At 47.3% G+C, this 26,438-nt stretch carries 23 protein-coding genes; 3 read left to right on the top strand and 20 right to left on the bottom strand.

Features of this window, described 5'->3' with window-relative positions:
* Positions 1–102 precede the first annotated feature (102 nt).
* Positions 103–618, top strand: a complete 516-nt coding sequence (locus KSZ58_RS06640) for an ECF transporter S component (protein ID WP_002608722.1) — start codon at positions 103–105, stop codon at positions 616–618.
* Here the strand turns inward: KSZ58_RS06640 and KSZ58_RS06635 are convergent.
* The 9 genes from KSZ58_RS06635 to licT form a co-directional block, all read right to left on the bottom strand.
* Positions 615–1,973, bottom strand: coding sequence for an MATE family efflux transporter (locus tag KSZ58_RS06635; protein ID WP_009269308.1), 1,359 nt, complete (start codon positions 1,971–1,973; stop codon positions 615–617). The genes KSZ58_RS06640 and KSZ58_RS06635 overlap by 4 nt on opposite strands.
* Positions 1,966–2,805: a helix-turn-helix transcriptional regulator gene (locus tag KSZ58_RS06630; protein WP_008819357.1), complete on the bottom strand. Its 840-nt coding sequence runs from the start codon at positions 2,803–2,805 to the stop codon at positions 1,966–1,968. The genes KSZ58_RS06635 and KSZ58_RS06630 overlap by 8 nt, the downstream gene beginning before the upstream one ends.
* A gap of 314 nt (positions 2,806–3,119) precedes the next feature.
* Positions 3,120–3,689 carry a DNA-3-methyladenine glycosylase I gene (locus KSZ58_RS06625; protein WP_002608719.1) on the bottom strand — a complete coding sequence of 190 codons (570 nt, stop codon included), beginning with the start codon at positions 3,687–3,689 and terminating at the stop codon, positions 3,120–3,122.
* Positions 3,690–3,699: 10 nt separating this feature from the next.
* Positions 3,700–4,083 carry a metal-dependent transcriptional regulator gene (locus KSZ58_RS06620; protein WP_008819358.1) on the bottom strand — a complete coding sequence of 128 codons (384 nt, stop codon included), beginning with the start codon at positions 4,081–4,083 and terminating at the stop codon, positions 3,700–3,702.
* Complete coding sequence (locus tag KSZ58_RS06615; protein ID WP_008819359.1) at positions 4,080–4,685, bottom strand: class I SAM-dependent methyltransferase; 606 nt, start codon at positions 4,683–4,685, stop codon at positions 4,080–4,082. The genes KSZ58_RS06620 and KSZ58_RS06615 overlap by 4 nt, the downstream gene beginning before the upstream one ends.
* A 54-nt stretch (positions 4,686–4,739) precedes the next feature.
* Positions 4,740–5,348: a TetR/AcrR family transcriptional regulator gene (locus KSZ58_RS06610; protein ID WP_008819360.1), complete on the bottom strand. Its 609-nt coding sequence runs from the start codon at positions 5,346–5,348 to the stop codon at positions 4,740–4,742.
* Positions 5,349–5,668: 320 nt separating this feature from the next.
* The gene (locus KSZ58_RS06605) at positions 5,669–7,090 is read right to left on the bottom strand and encodes a 6-phospho-beta-glucosidase (RefSeq protein WP_009269309.1); all 1,422 of its coding nucleotides are present in this window, start codon (positions 7,088–7,090) and stop codon (positions 5,669–5,671) included.
* A 13-nt stretch (positions 7,091–7,103) separates the two neighbouring features.
* Positions 7,104–9,038 (bottom strand): beta-glucoside-specific PTS transporter subunit IIABC, encoded by a 1,935-nt coding sequence (locus KSZ58_RS06600; RefSeq protein WP_008819362.1) that lies wholly within the window; start codon positions 9,036–9,038, stop codon positions 7,104–7,106.
* 104 nt (positions 9,039–9,142) lie between these two features.
* Positions 9,143–10,000 (bottom strand): BglG family transcription antiterminator LicT, encoded by an 858-nt coding sequence (gene licT / locus KSZ58_RS06595; protein WP_008819363.1) that lies wholly within the window; start codon positions 9,998–10,000, stop codon positions 9,143–9,145.
* Between the two features lie 335 nt (positions 10,001–10,335).
* Between licT and KSZ58_RS06590 the strand changes: the two genes are divergently transcribed.
* A complete protein-coding gene (locus KSZ58_RS06590; RefSeq protein WP_008819364.1) occupies positions 10,336–10,917 on the top strand; it encodes a hypothetical protein in 582 nt (193 codons plus the stop codon).
* 173 nt (positions 10,918–11,090) lie between these two features.
* On the opposite strand, the gene ilvD is transcribed toward KSZ58_RS06590, so the two are convergent.
* The 5 genes from ilvD to ilvA are packed head-to-tail and all read right to left on the bottom strand — an operon-like array spanning position 11,091 to position 17,213.
* Positions 11,091–12,755, bottom strand: coding sequence for a dihydroxy-acid dehydratase (ilvD, locus tag KSZ58_RS06585; RefSeq protein ID WP_008819365.1), 1,665 nt, complete (start codon positions 12,753–12,755; stop codon positions 11,091–11,093).
* 13 nt (positions 12,756–12,768) lie between these two features.
* Positions 12,769–13,764: a ketol-acid reductoisomerase gene (gene ilvC, locus KSZ58_RS06580; RefSeq protein WP_002608709.1), complete on the bottom strand. Its 996-nt coding sequence runs from the start codon at positions 13,762–13,764 to the stop codon at positions 12,769–12,771.
* Positions 13,765–13,823: 59 nt separating this feature from the next.
* Complete coding sequence (gene ilvN / locus KSZ58_RS06575) at positions 13,824–14,315, bottom strand: acetolactate synthase small subunit (protein ID WP_008819366.1); 492 nt, start codon at positions 14,313–14,315, stop codon at positions 13,824–13,826.
* 12 nt (positions 14,316–14,327) lie between these two features.
* The gene (gene ilvB / locus KSZ58_RS06570) at positions 14,328–15,998 is read right to left on the bottom strand and encodes a biosynthetic-type acetolactate synthase large subunit (RefSeq protein WP_002608707.1); all 1,671 of its coding nucleotides are present in this window, start codon (positions 15,996–15,998) and stop codon (positions 14,328–14,330) included.
* Between the two features lie 12 nt (positions 15,999–16,010).
* Positions 16,011–17,213 carry a threonine ammonia-lyase gene (ilvA, locus tag KSZ58_RS06565; protein WP_008819367.1) on the bottom strand — a complete coding sequence of 401 codons (1,203 nt, stop codon included), beginning with the start codon at positions 17,211–17,213 and terminating at the stop codon, positions 16,011–16,013.
* A 396-nt stretch (positions 17,214–17,609) separates the two neighbouring features.
* Here ilvA and KSZ58_RS06560 point away from each other — a divergent pair, with 396 nt between their 5' ends.
* Complete coding sequence (locus KSZ58_RS06560) at positions 17,610–18,929, top strand: ATP-binding protein (RefSeq protein WP_008819368.1); 1,320 nt, start codon at positions 17,610–17,612, stop codon at positions 18,927–18,929.
* 214 nt (positions 18,930–19,143) lie between these two features.
* Here the strand turns inward: KSZ58_RS06560 and KSZ58_RS06555 are convergent, their stop codons facing one another.
* From KSZ58_RS06555 to KSZ58_RS06530, 6 genes are all read right to left on the bottom strand, one after another.
* Positions 19,144–20,583: a S41 family peptidase gene (locus KSZ58_RS06555; RefSeq protein WP_224720969.1), complete on the bottom strand. Its 1,440-nt coding sequence runs from the start codon at positions 20,581–20,583 to the stop codon at positions 19,144–19,146.
* A complete protein-coding gene (locus tag KSZ58_RS06550) occupies positions 20,564–22,015 on the bottom strand; it encodes a GGDEF domain-containing protein (protein WP_009269310.1) in 1,452 nt (483 codons plus the stop codon). Before KSZ58_RS06550 ends, KSZ58_RS06555 begins: the two co-directional genes overlap by 20 nt.
* Positions 22,016–22,058: 43 nt before the next feature.
* Complete coding sequence (locus KSZ58_RS06545) at positions 22,059–23,033, bottom strand: transporter substrate-binding domain-containing protein (protein WP_008819371.1); 975 nt, start codon at positions 23,031–23,033, stop codon at positions 22,059–22,061.
* Between the two features lie 82 nt (positions 23,034–23,115).
* Positions 23,116–23,787 carry an ABC transporter ATP-binding protein gene (locus tag KSZ58_RS06540; protein ID WP_008819372.1) on the bottom strand — a complete coding sequence of 224 codons (672 nt, stop codon included), beginning with the start codon at positions 23,785–23,787 and terminating at the stop codon, positions 23,116–23,118.
* Positions 23,788–23,798: 11 nt separating this feature from the next.
* Entirely contained in the window at positions 23,799–25,298 is a 1,500-nt protein-coding gene (locus KSZ58_RS06535) for an ABC transporter permease (RefSeq protein WP_175627821.1), read from the bottom strand.
* A 117-nt stretch (positions 25,299–25,415) separates the two neighbouring features.
* Positions 25,416–26,279 (bottom strand): YitT family protein, encoded by an 864-nt coding sequence (locus tag KSZ58_RS06530; protein WP_002608700.1) that lies wholly within the window; start codon positions 26,277–26,279, stop codon positions 25,416–25,418.
* Positions 26,280–26,438: the final 159 nt, after the last annotated feature.

Here is a 26,438-nt window from a genome sequence, read left to right as displayed (position 1 = left end):
CTCAGTATAGCATACTGTACCTTAAATTTATAATAAATCTGTATATTTTTAAATGAACAGAAAGCTGATAGAATAACGGCAGAAACGAAGGGAGTAGCACATATGAAAACAATGAAGGTAAACGATATCGTGACAGCCGCACTAGGTATAGCCCTTGTATTTCTGGCAACATGGCTGCTTAAGGTGCCAAACGGCATACAGGGATATTTCAATCTGGGTGACGGCTTTCTTCTGCTGTTCGCCTCTGTACTGAACCCCTTTCTTGCCTTTATGGTGGGCGGTGTCGGCAGTGCGCTGGCAGATATTACCGGCGGATATGGCATGTATGCCCTTTTCACCCTGCTCATTAAAGGGATGGAGGCTGTTCTTGTTTCCTGGCTTGTCTGCAGGGGACGATCCTCATTTCGCTATGTTGCCTATATACTGGGCGGTTTACTGATGGTTGGCGGATATTTTCTTGCGGATGCATATATCAATCAAAGCTGGCAGCTTTCACTGACCGGTATCCCGGGGAATCTGGTACAGGCCGCAGCAGGCTATGTCATTGCACTGGCAGCCTATCCTCTCCTGCAAAAAAGGATGCACAGGCATCCGGATATGCATCATAAAACCGTCTAATACAGACGGTTCTTTTTTCTATCTGCCAGGTGACAGGTAAGCGTATGCCGCTGTATGCTTAGCAGAGATACAAGCAGGGAGCAGCCCTCTGCCAGCACGATCGCCAGCCACACGCCTCTGCTTCCCAGCCAGCGTGGCAGAATGAGCAGAAACAGCAGATAAAAGCCAAAGGTTCTGGAAAATGAGATCAAGGCGGATAATCTGCCCTGTGACAATGCGGTAAACATTGCCGAAGAGAATATATTGAAGCCGCTAAACAGCAGGCTGAAGGTAAATATGGCAAAGCCCTGCAGGGCAATCCTATATACACTGGTATCCTTGTCGGTAAACAAAGTGACAAGAGGTCTTTGAAACAGAATGGTTGTGACAAAGATGGCAAGGGAGCTGATTACCACAATTCCGATGCATTTACGTAGAAGCTGCAATAAACGCGCAGTATCCTTTCTGCCATATTGATAGCTGATCAACGGGGCAGCGCCCATGGAAAATCCGATATACAAACTGGTGAGCAGAAACTGTGTATAAACGATAATCGTTCCTGCGGCAACACCATCCTCTTGATGCAGACGAAATAGAATCGTGTTCAAAAGCAGAGTTGTCAGTGCTGATGCCAGCTGACTCACCATCTCACTGGAGCCGTTAAGACAGCTTTCCTTCAGCATGGAAGCATCCCAAGCTGGCCGTGCGAAATGCAGCTCCCTTTCCTTTCTCTGCAGGAAATACAGCGTTCCATATATAGCCGGAACCATATAGCCAATCCCGGTTGCAAGGGCACTGCCTTCGATTCCCATATGAAAGCCGGACATGAAGGCCAGATCCAATGCAACATTGACTCCCCCGGCACACATTGCCAGCAGCATTCCCAGCAGCGGACGTCCCGCCGCTACAAACATGCTTTGATACAATACCTGCAGCATGCAGAAGGGAGTAAAAAGAAGAAGCATGGACAGATATCCTCTTGCATATGGCAATATTCTACCCTTGGCATGAAGCAGCTGCAGCAGTTCATCCGTAAACAGCAGACCGCCAATAGCAAGCACACAGCCAAGACCGATCGTACAGACACAAAGCAAGGCCGCATTTTTGCGCACCTTTTCCAGCAGACCCGCCCCCATGTCGCGGCACAGCACAGCAACACCGCCGCTTGCCAGCATCGAGGATAAACCGATGATCAGATTGATCATGGGACAGACGATATTGATTGCGGAAAGCGCATCGGTATTCACCAGGCGCGAAACAAACAGGGTATCGGTTATCGTGTAAATACCCATCGCCAGCATCATCACAATAGATGGAGCCACAAAGCGAAGCAGCTGCGGCAGCGTACGGGTCGTATCCAGTGTATTCTCACGCATCCTGTGTTCTCCTGTAATACAGCCTCTGCACCGGATAGCCAAGCTCCACCAGCTCTTCACCGCATACAAAGCCGGCTTCCAGCAAAAGCCTGCGATATCCGGCATCTGCTCGATCAGCAGCGCGGAAACAGGTAATTACCAGATCGGTATGCGGGGCACAGGTACATTGCATCCATTCGATCAGCTGTTTCACAGCATCCAGACAGCGCAGCTGCGGATGAATTGCCAGAACATCAATCTGCCCGCTTTTTAGCTGCAGCTGGATCGCCGCAAACGCCGTCTTTTCAAAGGAAGCCAGAAATGCTTCCTTCTGCTTCATACACTTCAGCAGCTGCTGTTCATATGCTGCTTCCTCAAGGTAAGGAAAGAAATCCACAGCCTGACGCATCAGCTGCATCCATGTGTCCATATCCCTTGGTACTGCCTGTCGGATCTGCAGCTCCCGCATTGCAGATTCCGTCTGATTCAGCTCATGCAGCTGCAGAGGATGCTGTAGCGCATAATACTGCTGTTCTCTGCGAAACTGTGTACATGTCATCTTATATAGCTGCTTAAAGGCCTGAGAAAATGCCTGTGAGCTTTCATAACCGTAGGATATGGCGATTTCCAGTACAGATGCATCTGTTTCACACAGACATCGTGCTGCTTCACTTATTCTTCTTCGCTTCACATAATCATGCATCCGCATGCCGCACAGCTGTGTAAAGCTGCGGTGCAGATAATAGGGGGAATATTGCATAAGCTGAGCTACTGTCTGCAGGGAAAGCGTTTCCTGCAGATGCTCCTCCAGATAGGAAAGCGTCCTTATGACAAGCTCCTGTTTTTCATTCATGTCGTTACCTCCTAGCTTTTCTGCAAAAGTATAGCAGGTTTCCTGCATTTCTGCGTTATCAATCTTGCCCTGCCGGCCTTCAGATATCTTTACATTGCATACCTCTGTATACCGCATCGAATAATACAAAAAAAGCTGTATAGCTTCCTAAGGTTCTTACAGGGTGAATCATCCGTAGAAGAAAGTTGAGCAAGCTGATGCTTCTTATCATTTTGCTTCTGAATGAATCCAAAGAAGTAAGATTTTCACGGACGATACAGCTTTTCTTTTTCAGGAGCTCAAGCTCGGCTGGTGCTGATATGGTTAGCTCTTTCTTATCCGCATGCTTTTGAACTGGTATGCAGAAAACAGTCCGGCTCATGGTCATTCACAATACCGACTGCCTGCAGATAGGAATAGATAATAACGCTTCCGACAAACCGCATTCCACGCTTATACAGGTCTGCACTGATTTCATCGGAAAGCGCGGTGTGGGTTGGCAGCTCCTTTTGTGTTCTGTATATCACCTTACCCTCGGTGAAGCCCCAAAGATAAGCGGAAAAGCTGCCGTATTCCCGTTGTATCTGCTGGAAAATAACAGCATTTTTCACTGCGGCCCTGATTTTGAGACGGTTGCGAATAATGCCGGGATTCTGCATAAGCTCTTTCTGCTTTTCCTCGGTATAGCCTGCGACCTTCGCGACATCAAAGGCATCAAAGGCTTCCCGAAACGCCTCCCGCTTTTTCAGAATGGTAAGCCATGACAAACCAGCCTGAAACGATTCCAGAAGCAGCATTTCAAACAGCTTATGGTCATCATGTACCTCTCTTCCCCACTCCTCATCATGATAACGGACATAAATCTCAGGGACATTTTCTGCCCAGAAACAGCGTTTTTTCTCCATCTTCTCATCCTCATTTCTTTTGCTTTATTATACCAGAAGCAGCAGGCAGTTGACCAGCAATCGTTGACAGTTCCTCCTTGAAGCAGATGGGAAGCTGCAAAGCTGACACCGGATCAAGCCCTTTCGGAAATCCAGACGCATACAGGGCCTCCTGCATACGGGTTCTTACTTCATTCAACTGCCTCCCAAGTGCCTTGCCATATGCACTCAGCTCGATTTCATGCGCCCTTTGCACAATCAGCCCCTTTGCTTTCAGGCTTTTAACCGCACGGCAGACACTGGCACGGGAATATCCAAGATAGACAGCGACATCAATCTGGCGTACGACCCCCTGCTCCTGTTCCAGTATATCGATGACCTGCAGATATTTCTGCTGCGAGACAGTGAGCATCATTTCACACCCCATGCAATCAAGCTGCGCTCATTCACTCTTTGAACATGTACATCATGCAGCTGCTTCTGTAACAGCATACGAATCTCCTTTTCACTGTACATATGCACATCCCCCTCCTTTTGAAAATGGAAAAACAGATTCATGAGCATCCGGGACACTGTCCCCTGTGTACAATCACCAATTACAAAATAGCCTCCGTATCGCAATACCCTCACCACTTCCTGCAATACCCTACAGGGATCCGGATAATGATGAAAGGAATCATTGCAGTACACCAGATCAAAGCTCGCATCGGCAAAGGGCAGATTTGCCGCATCCCCCAACAGCAGAGTGGCTCGCTCCTTCATGACCTGTGTTCCGATATGCAGCATGCCTTCACTCAGATCGATTCCTGTAAACCGGCGTCCGCAATCCTCATCATACAGCTGCTTCATCAGTGCGCAGGTACCGCACCCAAGATCCAGTACATCCCGCACAGGAAGCTGTATCATCAGCTCCAGCATGAACGGATACAGTTCCCTTGCATGCTTACCATGAAAATCGCTATCATAGGTGTCCGCCTGTTGATCAAATGCAATTCTTGATTGTTCAGTTTTATTCATAAAAGGCCTCCTTAATGAACAATGTTCATTCATATATTAAAAAGCAATCCCTGATCAAATGGTATCATCAGGGATACATTCCTGCTTCAGCAGCAAATCAATATACACCCGCAGCTGATGGAGCTGCTGTGTGTCCGGTGAGCTCACAGATGCATGGCTACCAATCTGTCCATAGGTCAGAAAGCTGAGCAGCAATTCCTCATGCTGTATCTTCAGATGATTCTGTTTTGCATACCGTTGCAGTTCCTGCTGCAGATGAGGCTGCATGTACTTGCACAGCTTCACCGCCAGTTCTTCATGAAAGCCGATATTCTCCGGTTGATGAAAGAAATCATGGTAGCGCATCTGCTGTTCCTCCTCTTTCAGCATGTGAAACAGCAGGTCTAGCTTTTCCGTCAAATCCCTTGTTTCATCATGGAGTATGGTGAAATACGCCGCGCAAATATCCTCTACATACTGCTGCATCGCCTCCTGAAAAAGCTTCTGCTTGCTGTCATAATAACGATAGCACAGGCCCAGTGAAATATTAAGATGGCGGGCAATATCACGCATGGATGTCTGCTCGTATCCTTTTGTAGCGAACAGCTCCATTGCGCCATCCAGTATTTCCCGTTTTCTTTCTGCCGGGTCCTTCACAACCCTTGTCCGTATTCTTTGTCCCATAACATCACCTACAGGTATAGTATAACAGTTTCATGACCGCAGTCAATGAACACCGTTCATTCTTCTTAAGCTTTCTGTTAGCACTGCTTACAGGGATCGGTGTATGGCTCCTGTTTCAGCAAAACGATTTGTCTGATTCTACTATGCAAGGTATGGCAGCACAAGAAAAGCAGAGAACCTGTATTCTCTGCCCTGCTTGCTACATGATACCACCTTGTCTGAATAATTTGTACACTTGCCTTTCCTTGCCTTCGCGCGTATCCGCTTCATACATTCTCCTGCAATATGATGAGATGAACACATGAACGCACAGCGGTATTCTATGATTCAACAGCATTCGTGTTTATCACATGGGCATACCAGGAAAAGGACTTCTTCCTTTTGCGTACAAAGCTGCCGCTGCCATCATCCTGTCGGTCAACATAGATGAAGCCATAGCGTTTTTTCATTTCTCCACTCGAGGCACTGACCTGATCGATCGGACTCCATGCAAGGTACCCTAGCAGTTCGATTCCATCCTCACATACCGCCTGCTGCATCGCTTTGATATGATCATGCAGATAAGCAATCCGCCCATCATCACGAATGCTTCCGTCCTCTTCTATTTCATCCGCCATTCCCAAGCCGTTCTCAACAATGAACAGCGGCTTCTGATAGCGTTCGTATATATCATTCATCGTAATGCGTAATCCAAGTGGATCAATCGGCCAGCCCCAGTCACTGCATGTCAGATATGGATTTTTTACCGAAGCAAACAGATTTCCCTTATTCTGCTTCTTCGCCTCCTGCCGGGAAGATACACAGCGGCTGTTGTAATAGGAGAACGAAATGAAATCTACGGTATTCTTCAAAATATTCACATCATCCTCTTCCATATGCAGGTCGATTTGCTTCTCCTTCAGCAGCTGATGAAAATAGGAGGGATAGGCTCCCCGCACCTGTACATCACAGAACAGATAGCTTTTGCGATCCTCCATACGTGCCTGCCATACATCCTGCGGATGACAGCTGTAAGGATAGACACTGCCCGCAGCGAACATGCAGCCTATTTGATTCTTCGGATCAATATCATATGCCAGCTTTGTTGCGAGTGCGCCTGCAATCAACTCATGATGTGCAGCCTGATACATGACCTGCTCCTTGTTCTCTCCTGCTTCAAAGCAGATGCCTGCACCGAGAAAGGGAGCATGCAGTATCATGTTGATTTCATTAAACGGCAGCCAGTAGCGGACACGTCCCTTAAAATGCAGAAACAGGGTTTTGCACAAACGCAGATAATGCTCAATCATAGCACGGCTTCTCCAGCCGCCCAGCGTTTGGATCAGATGCATCGGACAGTCAAAGTGTGCAATCGTTATCATTACTTCCATTCCATGCCGCTCACATTCTGTAAGTACATTGTCATAGAACTGCAGCCCTGCAGCGTTGGGCTCCATCTCATCTCCCTTTGGATAGATACGTGTCCAGGAAATGCTGATACGAAGCATTTTGAAGCCCATTTCCGCAAAGAGTGCGATGTCTTCCTTATAATGATGGTAGAAATCCACTCCCTCATGAGATGGGTATACCTCATCAAGCAGGCAGCTCGTCCTTCTTTCTCTCCCTGTGATTATGGCACTGCGGTGATCACCGCGCGGACACACATCCACATTGGCCAGCCCTCTTCCCGCTGTCTGCCAGGCCCCCTCGCACTGATTTGCCGCGAGTGCGCCTCCCCATAAAAAGTTTTCAGGAAATTTCATATGCGCGAGCCTCCTAGGAATTCATGACATGCAGCAGCACATCATCCGACATGACCTCTTTCTGCATGGTACTCAGTATTTCCAGATAGTCATTCGTATTCGTAATGATAACCGGTGTCTGCAGACAATAGCCCTTGTCCTTTAATTCAGCCAGATCAAAGCTTAACAGATGCTGTCCACGACTTACCCGCTCTCCCTGCTGAACATGAGCTGTAAAGCCCTCACCGTTCAGCTGCACGGTATTCAATCCGATGTGAATCAGTACCTCCACACCATCATCCGAGGTGATGCCAAGAGCATGCTTTGTAGGAAACAGCGTAGTCAGGACACCGTCAACCGGTGCATAAACCTCACCCTCGGCAGGTACGATGGCACACCCCTTCCCAAGAATACCGGCAGAAAATGCTGCATCCTCTACCTGTGCGAGTTCCAGAACATCGCCCTTCAGGGGTGAGCAGATCGCAATGTCCTCCAGCAGGGCAGGCGTATCCTCAACGGATTCCTCCTGTTCCTTTGTATCCAACATCGTTTTGTCCGATTGACCTGCTTCCTTTTCCCTATAAAACAGAAGCATTAAGATGACCGCGACAATCATGGTTAAAAGAACACCGGATACCGCTACCAGCAGGTTTCCCCAGGAGCCGTCTGGTTCCATCATGGCAGGAAATTCAAAGATTCCCATACCTCCCATGCTGAATTTACGGAAATTACAGAAGCCATAAAATGCCCCGCCGATTCCCCCGGCGATACAGCTGATGATGAATGGTTTTTTCAAAGGCAGCAGGATCCCATAAATACCGGGCTCCGTCACACCGAAGATACCGGAAATGAAATTCGGCAGACAAAGCTCCTTCATTTTACGGTCTCTGGTTTTCAACATGATGACCAGAATCACCGCTGAGGTCGCAAAGGTACAGGCGAAGAACGGCATCATGACATTATCATAGCCGTTTGTCACAATGTTATTGATATAGACAGGAATAAAGCCCCAGTGAAGTCCGAAAATCACCAGTATCTGCCATGTCAGACCAACCAGACCGCCCGCCAGCATCGGGGATACATTTCGGATGCTGATGATGGTTTCCGCGATTATTTTCGAGCCGAAGGTTGCGACAGGTCCAATGAGCAGGAAGCCAATGGGAAGTGCCACAAGCAGCGTCAGCATCGGTACAAAGAAGAATTTCACCAGATCCGGTACGAATTTTGAAAACAGCTTCTCGCATTTGCTGGCAAAATATACAATAAAGATCACAGGAATTACGGTGCTGGTGTAGTCCATGGATATCACGGGAATACCGAAGAAATCAATGTATACCGGCGATGCAAACATCGTTCCCTCAAACATGGTATACAGGGGTTTTAGACTGCCGGACAGCGCACTGCTTTGAATGCCCGGATAACACATGATTCCGCCGATGACCAGTCCCACCATCGGCTTCAAACCAAACTTCCTGGCAGAGGTATATCCCAGAAAGAGGGGAAGGAAGGTAAACAATGCATCACCAATCGCATTGATGATCATATAGCCGCCGCTGGTTTCCGCGTACAGACCCAGTGTCATAAACAGCATGTTCAATCCCTTGATCATACCACACGCAGCCATGATACCTAAAATCGGCTGGAAAATACCGGATATGATATCCACAAAGCGATCCAGCAGCTTCTCTTTCTCAGCATCCTGCACCGTCTGCGGCTGCTCTGCATGTAATAACGGCACGAGTTGCTCATATACATCCTGTACCTGATTGCCGATAACCACCTGATACTGTCCGGCACTCTTCATAACCGTAACAACACCCTCCAGGTTTTTCAGCGCCTCATCCTGTGCTATGGATTCATCCTTTAATTTGAAGCGAAGCCGTGTAATGCAGTGTGTCAGCGAATTTACATTATCCTTTCCACCTACATAGTTCAGTATTTCTTTTGCTAAAGTTTCATAAACAGTCATGTTTTCGTCCTCCATTTCTGATGCTTATGCATACGTGAAACAAAGGTCAAGCCAACTAAATGTAACTATCCTTTATCCTGTTTTTTAAAGCTCTTAACGTCCTGTTAAACGGCCTCACCGCCCTTCACAGATACCTGGTGTATCCTTGATACGTGAATACTGAGATACAGAATCTCCTCTTCACTCAGCGTATAGCCATAGCGCTGCTTTAAGAAGGCAGCAATATCCAACACACATTCCACATCCTGCGGATATTTTTCCCTGATCAGCTCCAGCAGTCCGTCCATTTCCTTTGTTGGAATCTGCTTTTCCGAGAAAATTCGTTCCGCAAAAAATTTCAAATGTGTGATGAACCGATAATAATAAACAGAATCCGGGTCCAGCGTAATCGCGAAGCGCATGCGGACGATCGTTTCAATCTGTTGCATCAGGGTTGTGATTTCCCTGACGGATTTTGTTTCCAGATGCAGTTGTCCGTTGACGATATGCAATGCAATAAAGCCTGCTTCATCCTCACTCAGCTCCACACCGAAGCGCTCCCGGATAAGTGCTATCGCATACCGTCCAACCTTATACTCATCCCGATAAAATTTCTGAATATCCCAAAGCAGTACATTCTTCACTTCAATCCCCTGTTTTTTCCGCTCCACCGCCATATACATATGATCACAAAGCGCCACAATTACGTTTTCACTCACAGTTTCATCAATGTGAATTCTGGCATAGTTCATGATTTCCTCCGCCAGCTCCAAATGCTCCATGGGAATCGTTTCCAGCAGCTCCTGCAGGCGGCGGTTCATTACCTGATCCGCTAATGCAAACACCTTTTCAACACGGCTTTCCTCTACGGTGTCCTGTTCCTTCATCTGAAAGCCAAGGCCTTTCCCGCATAATATTTTCTCCTGTCCGTTTTCATCCAGAGCAATGACCACGTTGTTATTCAGCCGTTTCTTGAAAATCATACTTCTCGCCTCCTCATAAGAAAAGACCTGCATATCAAAAAACACGAAATCCGTGATCTATTGATTAGCAGGTCGAGCTTGTTTTCACAATAACTATCCTTACTTTACCCAAAGTATAGCAGATGGATATCGTGTTTGTCAACGGTTACATTTGAAAAATGTTGAAGCGTTGAAGCCTGCATGGCCACATGCAGCCATATTCGTATGCAGCGAGTACTTTCATAAAAATTCGGATACAGAAATTGGAATACGTAGGTTACGATCCATGAGCATATGAGTATTCTGGTTTACCTGAAATGCTCTATACTATGTGCATGAGAAAAGAGGAAATTCACATGAATACACTGGATATATTTTTAAGCCGTATCAACAAAACCTATTCGAATAAAGCTCAGCATACCGAAAATCCCCTGCTGCCACAGGCTGTCCATATCACCACACCGGTGAATGAACGTATCAAAAATCTGCCCGAGAATTTTGAAGATGTCTTTGTTATCGATGAAACCTATTACCATTATGATGATCATGTCACCCAGCTGCATCACCTTTACCGTTATCATGCACAACCGAACGGCAGAATTCAACTGGTGTCCTATGAAATCCCCTGCGAATACGCAAAGCATACATTCGACAGTCAGCATGTACAGCAGCTGCTGTATGATGAGCTTGTTGTAAAACAGGCCTTCACCCCCATCCTTTATTCCTTTGAACATGATGTCTTTGCAAGTGAGGGTACCAGTGAAATCACTTCTGGCATAACACTGCATGTCGTTATGAAGCTGTATCGTGACCATGATACCGTCATAGAAGCATGCTATGCAAATAGAAGACTTGTTTCCGGCTTCGAGGAGCCTGTGCGCTATGAGCGACTGATGAGCAAAAGCCGGAATGACATGCGGTTACAGAGCTTATTCTGATACTGTGCTGAAGCAAAGCTTTCATTGAGGCTTATATAGGCGTTTACCGTATATTGGAGAATGACTATTTCTTTTTGACTGACATATAAGATGCAAAAAAGATACGATTGGATAAGGTATCAGAGCTGCCTCATTTCCTCGTATCTTTTTATATTTTTCTATTCAGGCATGTCTTATTTCAGCACAGCGCCTTCATCCGCACTGGCGACAAGACGGGAATACCGGTACAGCCATCCCTCTTTGATTTTCGGCTCCTGCTTTTCCCATGCCTGCAGGCGCTGCTCGATTTCTGCTGCGTCCACATTCAGGCTGATATTGCCGTTGGGAATATCAATTGTGATGGAATCCCCTTCCTGTATAATGGCAATCGGTCCCTGTGCCGCAGCTTCCGGAGAAACATGCCCGATGGCAGCACCGCGGGTTGCCCCGGAGAAGCGTCCGTCTGTGATCAGTGCCACATCCTTATCCAGCTGCATACCGGCAAGTGCACTTGTCGGATTCAGCATTTCCCGCATACCAGGACCACCCTTCGGTCCTTCGTAGCGGATGACTACAACATCCCCCTTTACAATACTGCCGGCATAGATTGCCTCGATCGCAGCCTCCTCGCTGTCAAACACACGGGCAGGTCCGGTATGAGTCATCATTTTCGGATCCACAGCAGAGCGCTTTACAACACAGCCCTTCGGTGCAATGTTTCCAAACAATACGGCAATACCGCCGGTGGCAGAATTCGGATGCTCGATATCCTTGATGATATTCGTATCCATATTCACGGCAGTCGCGATATTCTCTGCGACTGTCTTTCCGGTAACGGTCATCAGGCCGGTATCAATCAGCTGCTTTCTTGACAGCTCCTTCATGACAGCCTGCACTCCGCCTGCATTATACAGATCCACAATGTGATCCGGTCCGGCAGGAGCCAGCTTGCACAGATTCGGCGTTTTCTGTGAAACCTCATTGATCATATCCAGATCAAGCTCCACCTTGGCTTCTTTGGCAATCGCCAAAAGATGCAGTACCGTATTGGAGGAACAGCCCAGTGCCATATCACAGGCCAGTCCGTTACGTAATGATTTCTCGTTTACGATATCCCTTGGACGGATATCCTTTTCCACCATATCCATAACCGCCATACCGGCCTTCTTCGCCAGCTGGGTTCGTGCGGAATACACTGCAGGAATCGTACCGTTGCCGGGTAATGCAATCCCCAGCACCTCACACAGACAGTTCATGGAATTGGCAGTAAACATACCGGAGCAGGAGCCGCAGCCCGGACAGGCATTCTGTTCGATATGCGTCAGCTCCGCCTGATCGATCAGACCTGCTTTCTTTGCACCGACCGCCTCAAACATGGTGGAAAGACTCATCGCCTTTCCTCTGTCATTTCCCGGCAGCATGGCACCGCCGCTCATGACAACACTTGGCACATTGACACGCAAGGCTCCCATCAGCATTCCCGGAACGATTTTATCACAGTTTGGCACCAGCACAAGACCGTCAAAGCCATGTGCCTTTGCCATTGTTTCCACACTGTCCGCAATCAGCTCACGGGATGCAAGAGAATATTTCATACCGATATGTCCCATGGCGATACCATCGCACACACCGATGGAAGGCACCATAATCGGGGTACCGCCGGCCATGCGGATTCCCGCCTTGACCGCTTCTGTGATTTTATCCAGATGCAGATGCCCCGGAACAATCTCGGAATAGGCGCTGACCACACCGATCAGCGGCTGATTCAATTCTTCTTCTGTCAGTCCCAGTGCATAGAACAGCGAACGCTGCGGTGCACAGGCATCTCCTCGAACGACAGAATCACTTGGTCTACCCATATTGAATGCCTCCTTATTTTTTCAGCCAGCTCATCATTTTACGCAGCTTCTCGCCAACCTTTTCCGATGGGTGTGCTGCATGAACGCGACGCATTGCCAGGAAGTGGGAGCGTCCTGCGGCCTTGTTTTCCGTAATCCAGTTTCCGGCAAAGGTTCCATCCTGAATCTCTGTTAAAACCTTCTTCATCTCCTTGCGCGTTTCTTCTGTAATCAGACGTTTTCCAGTCACATAGTCACCGTATTCTGCTGTATCGGAGATGGAATAGCGCATCATTGCGAAGCCACCGCTGTTGATCAGATCGACAATCAGCTTCATTTCATGGATACATTCGAAATATGCCATTTCCGGCTCATAGCCTGCTTCCACCAGCGTATCAAAGCCAGCCTGCATCAGCTCGCAGACACCGCCGCATAAGACAGCCTGCTCACCGAACAGATCGGTTTCCGTTTCTTCCTTAAAGGTTGTTTCAATGATTCCGGCACGTCCGGCACCGATACCTCCGGCATATGCCAAAGCATAATCATGTGCTTTTCCGCTTGCATCCTGATGTACGGCGATCAGTGATGGAACACCTCTGCCCTCCTGATACTGACTGCGTACGGTATGTCCGGGACCCTTTGGTGCACACATTGTAACATCGACACCAGCCGGTGCCACGATCTGATTAAAATGGATGGAGAAGCCATGTGCAAACATCAGCATATTTCCTTCTTCCAAATTTGGTTCAATATCTTTTTTATAGATATCCGGCTGATCCTGATCCGGTGTCAGAATCATGATAACATCACCTGCTTTTGCAGCCTCTGCCGTATCCAATACCGTTAATCCTGCTTCCTCTGCCTTTGCACGGCTCTTGGAGCCCGGACGAAGACCGACTACCACATTCACTCCGCTGTCCTTCAGGTTCAGTGCATGTGCATGTCCCTGACTTCCATACCCGATGATTGCCACGGTCTTTCCTTTCAGAAGATCCATATTGCAATCTGCATCATAATAAACTTTTACCATTTTCGTTTTCCTCCTTGTTTTTGGTAATTCCAGTTCTATCAAAACGTAAGTGCTTACGTTTAATAAACAGTTTCCGTACTCAGCTGCAGCGCAGCTCCGCCTGTGCGGCTGATTTCCTTAATGTGATACTCGCGCAGCTCCTCCAGAAAATAATTTACAGAAGCCGGTGTATCCGTCAGCTCCACGATACAGCAGCCATCCTCGATAATCTGCGTCCGTCCGTTAAAGTCCTCCACACATTTTTCAAATGCCTCCATCTGATTGACGCGCGGGGCCACCTTAACGAGCATGACCTCCCGGATAAACAGCTGTTCGTCCGGTATTTCCTGCACGATTTTCACATCCTCCAGCTTATCCAGCTGCAGCTTGATCTGATTGACACTCGCTGCATCCCCGCTCGTCGTAATCGTGATACGGGAATAATTTTCATTTTCCGTTTCTCCTACAGCCAGAGAATCTATGTTGAATCCTCTTTGGGAAAACAGATTCGTCACTCTTGTCAGTACCCCGAAGTGATTGGATACCAGAATGGATAATACCGCTCGATTCATGCTCTCATCTCCCTAGTTGCCATATAGAATAATATCCTTACCGCTTTTTCCCGGAGGTATGATCGGATAGACACAGTCATCCTTGTCAATCCAGCAGTCTACAATGCAGGGAACCCTGCTGGACAGCGCCTCCTTCATGACACCTTTAATATCATGCCTCGTTTGGATACGCAATCCCTTTCCGCCAAACGCCTCTGCCAGCTTCACAAAGTCCGTCTGCCGGTCAATCGTCGTATGAGAATAGCGGTGATCATAGAACAGAGTCTGCCACTGCCGCACCATGCCTAAAACATGATTGTTGAAGACAAGCACGACGATGGGAATATTGGCACTGACAGCCGCTGCCATCTCATTCATATTCATATGGAAGCTTCCATCCCCCGTAACCAGAATAACCGGACGGTGCGGATTGGCAACCTTGGCACCGATCGCCGCTCCCATACCATAGCCCATCGTCCCCAGACCGCAGGAACTGATCCAGCTGCGCGGACGGGAAAACTGATAATACTGTGCCATGATCATCTGATGCTGTCCGACATCGGTAACGATAATCGCATCCTCTCCGACGATTTCATGCAGGGTCAGGGCAAGATCTCTGGGATCGACATTTTCTCCCGGCTTCGGCTTTGGCAGCCCTAGCTTGGTTTTAAAATCCTTAAGTGTTCCCGTCCAGTCATCATGCTTGGTTTCCGGCATGCGCTGTATCATTTTCTTCAGAATATAGCGGGCATCTCCGACGATGGAAATGTCACTGGCCACATTCTTGGAAATTTCAGAGGCATCGATATCGAAATGGATGATTTTCGCCTCTCTGCCGAATTCTTCCCGGTTTCCCGCAACACGATCGGAAAATCTGGAGCCGATTGCGATAATCAGATCGGTATTCAGGGTTGCGTAATTGGAGACCGGTGTCCCATGCATCCCCAGCATACCCATATATAAATCATAGTCATACGGCACACTGCCAAGTCCCATCATGGAACAGCAGATAGGAATATCCATATGCCTGGAAAAATTCATTAGCTCTCTGGTCGCATTGGAGGAAATAATCCCTCCTCCGGCATAGATCATCGGACGCTCGGCCCTGCGGATGACCTCCAGCGCCTGTTCAAATACGACATCATCCACCTTTGGAAGCTTGCGGATGCGATAGCGCGGCAGCTTGACATATTCGCTGTGCGCTGCGGTAACATCCTTCGGTATATCGATCAGAACAGGACCCTTTCGTCCGGAATTGGCGATGACAAACGCCTTGCGTACCACCGCCGCCAAATCCTCGACATTCTGCACGATAAAGTTATGCTTGGTGATCGGCATGGTGATCCCCGTGATATTAACCTCCTGAAAGGAATCACGTCCCAGCAGATCATTGGGAACATTGCCGGTAATGGCCACCATGGGAATGGAGTCCATATAGGCTGTCGCAATACCGGTAACCAGATTGGTAGCGCCCGGTCCGCTGGTTGCCAGACAGACCCCGCATTTGCCGGTGCTTCTCGCATAGCCGTCTGCCGCATGGGCTGCCCCCTGCTCATGTGAGGTGATAATGTGACGGATATCCTCACTTCGTTCATATAACGCATCATAGATATTCAGCACCGATCCTCCGGGATATCCGAAGATGGTATCCACACCCTGGTCGATCAATGCCTGTATCAGTATCTGCGAACCATTCATTTTCATAAAACAGCCTCCCTATTCCATCGTTATTTCATATCCCTTTTGCTTTAACACCTTAATCAGTGCCTCCCCATGTTCCTTGCTGCTGACCTCAACAGCCAGATGGAGTATGGTTTCATTCAGATTCAAATCAGCCTGGATACGGTCATACTGTATTTCAATAATATTCGCATTCTGTTCACACAGGATATGCGTGAAATGCTCCAGAGCACCCGGTACATCCAGCATCAGTGTTTTGAATTTCATGTTTCTGCCGCGGCTTACCAGTCCCTTTTCAACAACCTTGTGTATAAAGGAAACATCGATATTTCCTCCGGACAGAACACAGACAACACGTTTTCCCGCAACATTGATTTTTCCGTTGAGCACAGCTGCCAGACTCGCTGCCCCCGCCGGCTCCACGACCTGCTTTTCTCTTTCCAGCAGCAGCAGAATCGTCGCTGCGATTTCACTGTCACTGACACTTACCATCTCATCCACATTTTCCTGAATAAGCTTTACCGTGGTTTTTCCCGGATTCATCACCGCGATTCCATCCGCGATCGTATTTACATGTTTAATCGCACAGTGCTTCTGCTTCTGAAAGCTCTGCACGATGGCATTGGCTCCCTCCGCCTGAACCCCAACGATTTTGATACGCGGATTGATCTGCTTGGCATAAAAGCTGATTCCGGAAAGCAGTCCGCCTCCCCCGGCCGGTACGACGATCATATCCACATTGGGCAGATCATGACAGATCTCATAGGCGATTGTTCCCTGACCGGCTATGACATCCTCATCATCAAAGGGATGAATAAAGGTTGCCCCTTTTTCCTCCTGCAGACGAAGCGCTTCCTGATAGCACTCATCATAATTATCCCCTGCCAGCACCACATCGGCACCATAGCCCTTGGTTGCCAGCACCTTGGCGATCGGTGTGCTCTTCGGCATCACGATGGTCGCATGCATGCCCAGCTTGCTTGCGGCATAGCTGACGCCCTGTGCATGGTTGCCGGCACTGCTGGCAATAACCTCGCTCGTTTTCCCCTCTTCCTTCAGCTTCGCCAGCTTGTTGAAGGCGCCGCGAACCTTGAAAGATCCGGTTTTCTGGCGGTTCTCACATTTCAGAAACAGCTGACAGCTGCTCATTTCCGAAAATGTCCGCGAGCTGGTCACCTTCACATTGTGAATCTGCCCCTGCAGTCTGGCGGCCGCCTGCTCTACATCTTTACATTCCATTCCTCTTCCTCCTGTTTCGTAAAAAAGCAGCATATCCAACGATAAGCTGCTTTTCTTTCTATCCTCACGCCTTAGTGTTTATACAACGAAAGTGTTCTGTTATGGAAATCTCACGTATGAGACTCACTAGAAAGAAAAACAGACTTGCTTAGGACTATGAGAATAATAATAATGACGATAATGTATAGTGCCATCACTTGTCCACTTCCTTTCCAACTGTGATGGTATTAGAATAAAACTTTTTCACACTTTTGTCAATAGTTTTCAGTCATATTTTCATTTATTTTACAATCCTGTTACATACGCTGTGGAAAACGAATATTTATTTTCACAAAACCCTTTTCATTCCGCCATTCCTTCTTTATAATAAAAGGCATAGACAACGGAGGTATCCCCATGTATAAGGAAACAGCAAAACTTATTTTATACCGCAGCTTTGGTGATCACAGCATTTTATCAGAGCTTTCCAAGATATTTCATGACTTTGATGCAAAAACGGCAGAGGACGCAGAGCTGATTGAACGTATATACACACAGATCAAGGCACTGCTTGATCTGGCGACCAGCTATGGCTTTGATGAAAATCTCTGGCACAATTATCTGACCTTTCTGCTTCTGATGAATGAAAATTCATTCAGCCTCGTCAGTGAAAAGAGTCCGGTACAGGATGGCAGTGTGCATCATTTCGCCAAAAATGATTTCAGGGTAGTGAAGCGTCTCTTTGATTTTGACTTTCACCCGATTGAAAAAGCACTCGGCATCGACTGCTTCTCAACGATCAGCAATTATAAAGCCGTTGCCAAAAAGGAGCGCATGTACAACAGGAATGTCTCCGCAATGGTACAACGTATCTCCCGCAGCATTGAGACTGCCGCCGATGAGGAGGAAATCTTCCAAATCATCACCACCTTCTATCAGGAGTACGGTGTTGGGATGTTTGGCTTAAACAAGGCGTTTCGCATCCGCTCCTGTGAAAACGGGGATGTGGAATTTCTTCCCATCAACAATATGGACAGCGTGGTTCTTGATGATCTCATCGGCTATCAGATGCAAAAGGATATGCTGCGGGAAAACACACAGGCCTTTGTTGAGGGACGCAACGCCAACAATGCTCTTTTGTACGGAGACAGCGGAACCGGAAAGTCCACCAGCATCAAGGCCATCGTCAATGAGTACTATAAGGATGGCCTGCGCATGATTGAAATTTATAAGCATCAATTCAAGGATCTTTCAACCATTATATCGCATATCAAAAATCGCAATTACCGCTTTATCATTTATATGGATGATTTGTCCTTTGAGGAATTTGAAATCGAATATAAATTTTTAAAGGCGGTCATTGAGGGCGGCGTGGAAACAAAGCCGGATAATGTCCTGATCTATGCCACCAGCAACCGGCGCCATCTGGTACGGGAAACATGGAAGGACCGCAACGATATCAATGACGATGACGAGCTGCATCATTCCGATACCATGCAGGAGAAGCTCTCGCTTGTGGCACGCTTCGGTCTCAGCATCTGCTATGAGCGCCCAAATCAGAAGAACTACTTTGAAATCGTTACGGAGCTTGCCAAGCAGTATCCGGAAATCACGCTCAGTGAGGAGGAGCTGCAGGCAGAGGCCAGAAAATGGGGGCTTGGTCATGGCGGAAACAGCGGGCGTGCCGCACAGCAGCTCATCAATTATTTATCCGGACGCTCCGGTCTGAAAACATAAACGGGATATCCTGCCGCTTTCTTCCGGAAGCTTTGCGCTCTCTTTCATATCATAAAAAACCTGCAGATACCATTCTTTCCTACATAGAGGTGCCTGCATAAAGGAGAATTCAAATGGAATTCTCCCTATTTTTTTCACCCGCAATTGAGGAAGAACCACGGATATGCGCAGGCTTCTTTTCATTGCAATATCATTTTTCCATAAGATCACAGACCTATTGTGTCAGCAGCTGCTCTACAAGAGCGGAGGCATCGTTTGTCCAGATATCCGGCTCTATACCGTAATATTCTTTAGCATAGGAGTCCGAAAACTGCGTCAGCATATTGCCAAAGCTGACCTCCAGACTGGAATGCTTCAGATACACTGTCAGAAAGGAAGAACCACGCAGCATGCCTGCCGTCGGTGTACCGATGAACACAACATGATCAAGGCTGTGCAGCCGATCGATCAAATGCTCCGCTGCGGATGCGGTCTGATCATCCTGTAAGACGAACAGCAGTGTATCATTCTTTATTTGTTTCTCGCTTCTGCGCTCCACCACAGCATGCAGCTCATCCAGCTGCTTCCAGGCTTCTTTCTTTCGCAAATCCGATAAGGACTGTGCGAAGTCTTCTGCATGAAATTTCTCCTCCAGCAAGGGGTTTTCCAGAGGAAGCTTCAACAGTGTCTGCATATGACCGCCCTTTGCAGTCCCCGAGAAGCTGCGATACCAGCTTTCTGCCACCAGCAGATCACCACCGCTGTTTCCCCGCAAATCCAGAATCGCTGCTTTGCTGTCTTTGAACTTCTCTGCCGTTTTAAAAAATGCATCCGCCTTCTCCTGTTCACGTTTTGCATAAAACATCCGTGCCGTATGAACATAGGGAACACCCTGAATCTCCTTTTCAAGAATGGCTTTATCCGAAGGATGTGCGGTAAGAGGCAGCACCTTCTGCCGCTGTACCGTTTCCTTGGCAAAATGCAGGGTAACTTCTGTTTTCTGCTCGTTTGTTTTTTGATAATATACATAGCGTCCCGCATGCAGAGCATCCTCCTTCAGAACAGTCTCCAGCTTTGTTTCTTCATCTATTGCCGTTACCCTTTTATCTTTGAAATAAAATCCGTCTTTTCTCTTTTCAAACGTATCCTGCATCGTAAAGGTTACCATGGGACGTTTCAGCGGCATCTGGTCAATCAGAAAGTGCTGATCCTCAAGAAAGCGCAGATGTGTTCGAATACAGGAACGATAGGCCGTATAATCCAGCTCCCGAATTCTCTCGATGTCCTGCAGGATTGCCTCCTCTGCCTGCGCAAATGCATCACTCTGATTAAAATAGGCATAGCAGCCATACAGCTCCTTCAGCATTGCAAACAATGCCGTTGTATCCTCGCGCGCCTCTTTCTTCGTCAGTGTGCGGGAGGGTGAGGAGGCATGCTGATTTTCCAAAGCATAGTCCAGTGCCTTCCAGTACTTCTGCAGGCTGGATTTCTCTTTAGGCATTGCCGGCAGTTTGTAGGCTTCCGTTTTTCGAGTCTGATCGATCTGCTCTGCCAGCTGCTCCACCTTCCAGGGTATTTTCACTTCATCCTGTCCCTTCCTGCACCCCTGCAGCGGAAGAGAAAGCAGAACCACCATAATGATTCTGCCTGCTGTTTTATTCTTTATCAATGACATAATTATCCTTGCCCTGATGTTTAACATCATATAACGCAATATCCGCACGCTGATACAGACTGACAAAATCATCACCGGTGCGACTCAGCGATACCCCGATGCTGATGGTTGGAATCGGCAGTTTGGTGGTTTCTCTTTTATAACGCAGATTCTCTGTCAGAAGCTGACACTTCTCCTTCACCTGTTCTCTGCCACTGATATGCTTCATAAAGACGACAAACTCATCTCCCCCAAGCCGTCCTACAATTGCGGAATCACGGAAGACCTCCTGCAAGGCGGTTGCTGTCTGAATCAGCACCTGATCTCCCATATAATGGCCGTGTACATCATTTACCTCCTTGAAATCATCCAAGTCCATAATGTACAGCGCATGCGGTGTACTCTTTGCATTCAGTACCCCCTGAATCTGCTTCTTCACAGATGCTGCATTCAGAATATCCGTCAGAGAATCCAGCATGCTTATTTTACGCAGCTGCTCCTTTTCCATCTTTTCAGCATGGATGTTCTGCACACGTCCGATTGCGGAAACAGCCTGTGCCCCATCATAAATCACCTTGATATATATATGATACCATAAGGAAGACCCGTGAAAAATCAGATTTACGTCCGCATCCGTATCCACCTTCTTCATCAGCTGTTCATAAAGCGGATTGTTCCCCTTACCATCCACAACCAGAATCTCGGATTGATAGGAAGAAAAATGCTCAATCACTTCAGGTACCTTGAAAATCTCCACAGCCTCACTGGTAAGACGCAGCATATCACTCCTGTAATCATACTCAAAAATTACTTCCTTCATAATTTCCGAGAGATAGCGGTAACGCGTGTTTTCCAGCTCGATCTGCTTTTTCATTTTCATTTGATTACGATAGTACACATATCCAAGCATCAACAGAACCGAGGCTGCTGCCACGATCAGCATCATGAATTTCAGCGGGTTTTCCTGAATATATGTCATGAAGGTAAACGGCTTTTGCTGCTGTGCATTTTCATAGATATAGCTTTCCAGCTCACTGGTATCAATGGTACGGATACCCTTATTCAAAATTGTCGCAAGTGTGTTCTCACTGCTGTTGATAATACCCATGCTGTATTTCATCGAGGAGGAATTCGCCTGGGGATAAATAATGTAATGCGTGAAATCATCCCGGTACTGATAGAAGGATGCAGCATAGCTGTCCGTATACGTGTAATCACATATGCCCTCATCGACTGCACGCAGTGCTTCCTCGATGGAATCATAATAGACTGCATTTTTTGTATTCTCATACTTTTCTGTCACATTCCCCTTGTAGATTGCGGCCTTTTTCTCTTTCAATGTCGTTACATCGACATCATTCCCTGCGACAAGCACACGCTCCGTTTCCAGATATGGTGTACTCAGCAGCAGGGTACTGTGACTCACCAAATCATAATCATACTGTATGTTCAATACGATATCTGCTTCTTTATCTGCAATTTTCTTTGCAAAATCATCATAGCTGTCGGTATATATATTCCAGCCTCCAGCCCGCCTTTTTGCTGATGCTTTTCAAAAGATCATTTGCCACACCTTGTATTTCCCGATTGCCGTTATAATATTGCAGCGGTCCAAACCCGTCCTGTACCAGCACCTTCAACGCAGGATGCTCGTTGATATAGGCTTTTTCCCTGCTGTTTAAGAGCAGCTGATTGCTTGATTTCGTGAAATATTTATTGTACAGCGTAGACTGCAGCGTCGGATTGACTTCACTTATGCTGACAATGGCCCGATTCAGTTCGGAGATCAATGCGCTGTTGCCTTTTGTGGTCGCAAAATAAAATGGTGTTGGAGAAAATTTTGCAATGGAACGAAAATTATCATCAATGGAAAGATCGACGGTTATCAGAGCATCGGCTTTTCCAGACTCAACGGCCTTTTGCTGTTCCTTCGCATTTTCACACCATACCGTCTTGTATTTCATACCATTCAATTCCGCAAACTGCTCAAATGCTATATTACGATTTTCCGCATCCTTATCCAGCGCAATGCGAAAGTCTTTACTTTCTGTCAGATTATACTCATCGAAGCGCTCATCGTTTGAAAGCACTGCGATAACGCTGTATGCATTTCCATAATTCTCTGTCGGATAATCGTATATCTTGGAGAGTCCCTCATTGTAGCTCATGGCTCCAAGTAAATCCAAATCCCCTTTTTTCAGCATATCCAGCATGGTCGTCAGCTGCTCATTCAGATCCCCTTCTATTTCAACGAACTCATATGTCCATCCTGTGTATTGTGAGATTTCCTTCAGATAATCATAGGTGTAGCCTGTATAGGTGCCATCATCATTTTTTACTGTCAGGCCTGGCTGCGTAGGAAAGCCTACTCGTATGACACGCTTGTTTTCCTCTGCCTGCACTGATGGTACTGCCGATAGCAGAAACAGAAACATTACAACAATGCATGCCAGTATTCCCTTTTGCTTCATAATCTCACCTCGATGTCCATATATCTTATATTATACAGTATATAGAAGAAGAAAAGTAAATTTTTTCAAAGAAAAAGGCGCATTATACACCTTTTTGTCTGTTTTTGATTTTTTTTGTATCGGTTAATGCATAAACTTCATCCGCAAGGGATGCAACCACGGGTGAATGTGTGACAAGGATGATACATTTCTGTTCCTCATACGCAAGACCTTTAAAGATTTCCATGATTTCATCCTGCGTATCCTCGTCCAGATTTCCGGTAGGCTCATCCGCCAGAAGAATTGAGGGATCATACGATACTGCACGGGCGATGGCTACACGCTGCTGCTGCCCGCCGGAAAGCTTTAAAATACGGCGTTGGGATTCTTCCTTACTGAGCCCCACCTTTTCCAGCAGTTCCATTGCATATGCACGGTTGTTTTCTTTTTTTACTCCGGCGATGTCCATGGACAGCATCACATTTTCAACGGCAGTCAGATGCATCAGCAGATTAAAGCTTTGAAAAATCACACCTGCATACTGACTTCTGTATAGATACTGATCCACCTCGCTGACATCCAATCCATTGTACAGAATCTTTCCTTCCGTTGGCTTTGTCAGCTGTGAAAGCAGAGACAGCAAAGTGGTCTTACCTGCTCCGGAGCGACCGGTAATCGCGTAGATTCTGCCGCCTTCAAAGCGATAATTCACATGGCGCAGCACCAATTCCTTACCATTATAGCTGTAGCCGACATTCTGTAATTCCAGCTGCATGTTGCTTCCTCCTATTCTCTGTTCGATAATATATTCAGCGGTTCATAACGCAGAATACGCAGTACCGCCAGGGCGGCGGATAATAGCGTCAGCAATATGGCAATACCGCCCAGCTCCAGCAGGACCTTTCCATTGGCGGCACTGCTGATTTCCTGTATATAGGATACAGTTTCTTTCTCCATTCCCTTGCTCCTGCCGCCAAACTCTATCTGCGGACCGCCTTCCTTTGGAAAATCGGTTTCCTGCGCGGCAGATGTCTGTACAGTCTGTGTCTGCAGCAGTGTGTTGGTCAGCGGTACACTTGCGGCAGCACCGATTCCACAGCCCAGCATAATCGCCATAAGTGTTACTATGAGGATTTCACAGATGAACTGCAAAGCAATCCTGCGCTTGTTCATACCGATGGCCGCCAACACCCCGATTTCATATTTCCGTTCCCGGATGTGATAGATATTGAGCACCACTAGAATCACACCGCCGACCAGCAATACAACCGCCAGAAAATATCCGGCATACGTACTCAGATTTTCCAGCGGAGCAAGGCTTTGTTCATAAGCAGCCACATCCTCAGAGGAAACGGTATACATATCACTCAGCCCAAGCTTTCGGGCCTGTGCTTCAAATTTATCATATGCCTCAACATTTTCAAACACATACGTGCCACGGGTCTGGGCATGCAGGGCAGTATCCGTATCAGCGGTACTCTTTTCAACCATCGCATGCAGAGCCTCATAGGACATATAAATCTGATTGGCAGGATCCATCATATTCATCCCCATAAAAGAATCAGCGGTTTTTGTAGAGGTATAGATACCGACAACCCTGACCTTGTACGTTTCCTTCTCAGCAGCGGGATTGGTAAAGGTAATCGTATCCCCGATGGACAGGTTATTCAGTGTGGCAAGCTCCTGATGGATGATACACGTAAGCGCATCATCACCTTCCGTAAAACGGACTCCCTCACTCAGTTGGGCACTGCCATCCGCAAAGGCCGTCATCGCCGCATAGCTGCTATAGCCGGTTATGGTGAAATCCCCCTGATGTTGCATACCGCCAATGCCCTTCCCCTGTTGGGGAAATCCACGTTCCTGGGATGTGTCTGCCGGGGCTGTATCAGTAGTATCAGAGGAGGTGGAAACCGCTTCTATCGAGGATGCGTTCAGGGAAACACTTTCCGTATAATAGAAATCATGGACGGATTTTGCCTGTGCATAGGTTTTTAATTCCTCCAAAGACAGCTCTTTCATCGAAGACATCCAATCCTTCATACTGCCCTGCTCTGTTTCCTCTGCATTCTTACGCATATCCTCCATCATGGACTGGCGGTCCACACGGATGGTTGCGGTGATGTTCAAATCGGATAAGCCGCTTTCACGCTCCCTGTCCGCAGCCTCGCGAATCGACAATGCAAGGCAGGCTGACAGACCTATCACAAAGGCGATACAGCCGATCAGTATATTTCTGCCCTTTGCCCTGGTTATATTCCGCAATGCATTCTTTAAAATGTACATGAGTATTCTCCTTTCACGGTTACAGTATACAGGCGGCATGTGATAACTCTGTGAACAGGCTATGAAGAGCAAAAGAAAACACCCTCTCAGGTGTTTTAGTAAGCAAATCAACTGATTTTATTCAATCGGCCGCTGATAGAATTTCCCCTCAACACTTTCCGTCTTTGTCACATTGACAAAGCTGGTCTGATCAATTTCACGGATTCGGGTGACAAGCCCCTTGACATTCTGAGAATCCACAACTGTGTACAGCATGGTTCTCGGCCGCCCGTAATAGGTACCGATCCCCTCCAGCCGCGTTACACCGTGATGTGTGGAATTCTGAATTTCCTCAATCACGATATCCGGATTGCTGGTGACGATGAACAGCGTCATCCGCTTGTAACGGGTATGCACAAAATTGATAACCTGTGTGGAGCAGAACTGAAAGATTATGGAATACAGTGCAGCATTCCATCCGAACAGATATCCGGCAGCCACAAGCATTACAGCATTCATAGCCAGGATATAATTCCAGGCTGGCTGATTGGTCCTTTGTGAAATCCACATGGCGATGAAATCCGTTCCGCCGCTGCTGGCATTCCCGCGTAAGGCGATGCCCAAAGCGACACCCTGTAAAATTCCACCGAATATGGTAATCAGCAGAATATCCTCCGTGATATTGGTAACCGGCAGGATTTCAACAAACACACCGGTTAAAACAATCATCACACAGGAATACAGTGTGAATTTCTTTCCTACTGTTTTGTAGCCGATGTAGGCCGGTATGGCATTCAATGCAAAGTTGACCGCAGAATACGGAACCTGCAGGTTCATATATTTTTCCGCGCATCGCTGAATGAATACCGTCAGTCCGGTAAAGCCGCCCGGAAATAAGCCCCCGGCATTGATAAAGGTATTGATATTGATGGCGCAGAGAAGTGATCCGATAATCACACAGCCTACCGTAATCAGATCTCTGACACTTGGTTTTAATCTCATTCTTCTACTCCCTTTTTCCTCTGGTCATGCATAATTATACTATCTTTTTTTCTACATGCAACCGTTTTGCGGATGATACCTGTTTACTTTTTTCTATGTAAATTTTCATTCAGCCGTATCAGGTCTTACACGATTTCCCGCAAGCACTTACAGCTGTTT

Origin of the sequence: Erysipelatoclostridium sp. DFI.2.3, assembly GCF_019132535.1 — a bacterium.
Lineage (GTDB): Bacteria > Bacillota_I > Bacilli_A > Erysipelotrichales > Erysipelotrichaceae > Clostridium_AQ > Clostridium_AQ innocuum.
Note: the sequence above shows the minus strand (reverse complement) of the source record. Positions and strands in the feature narration are given on the sequence as shown.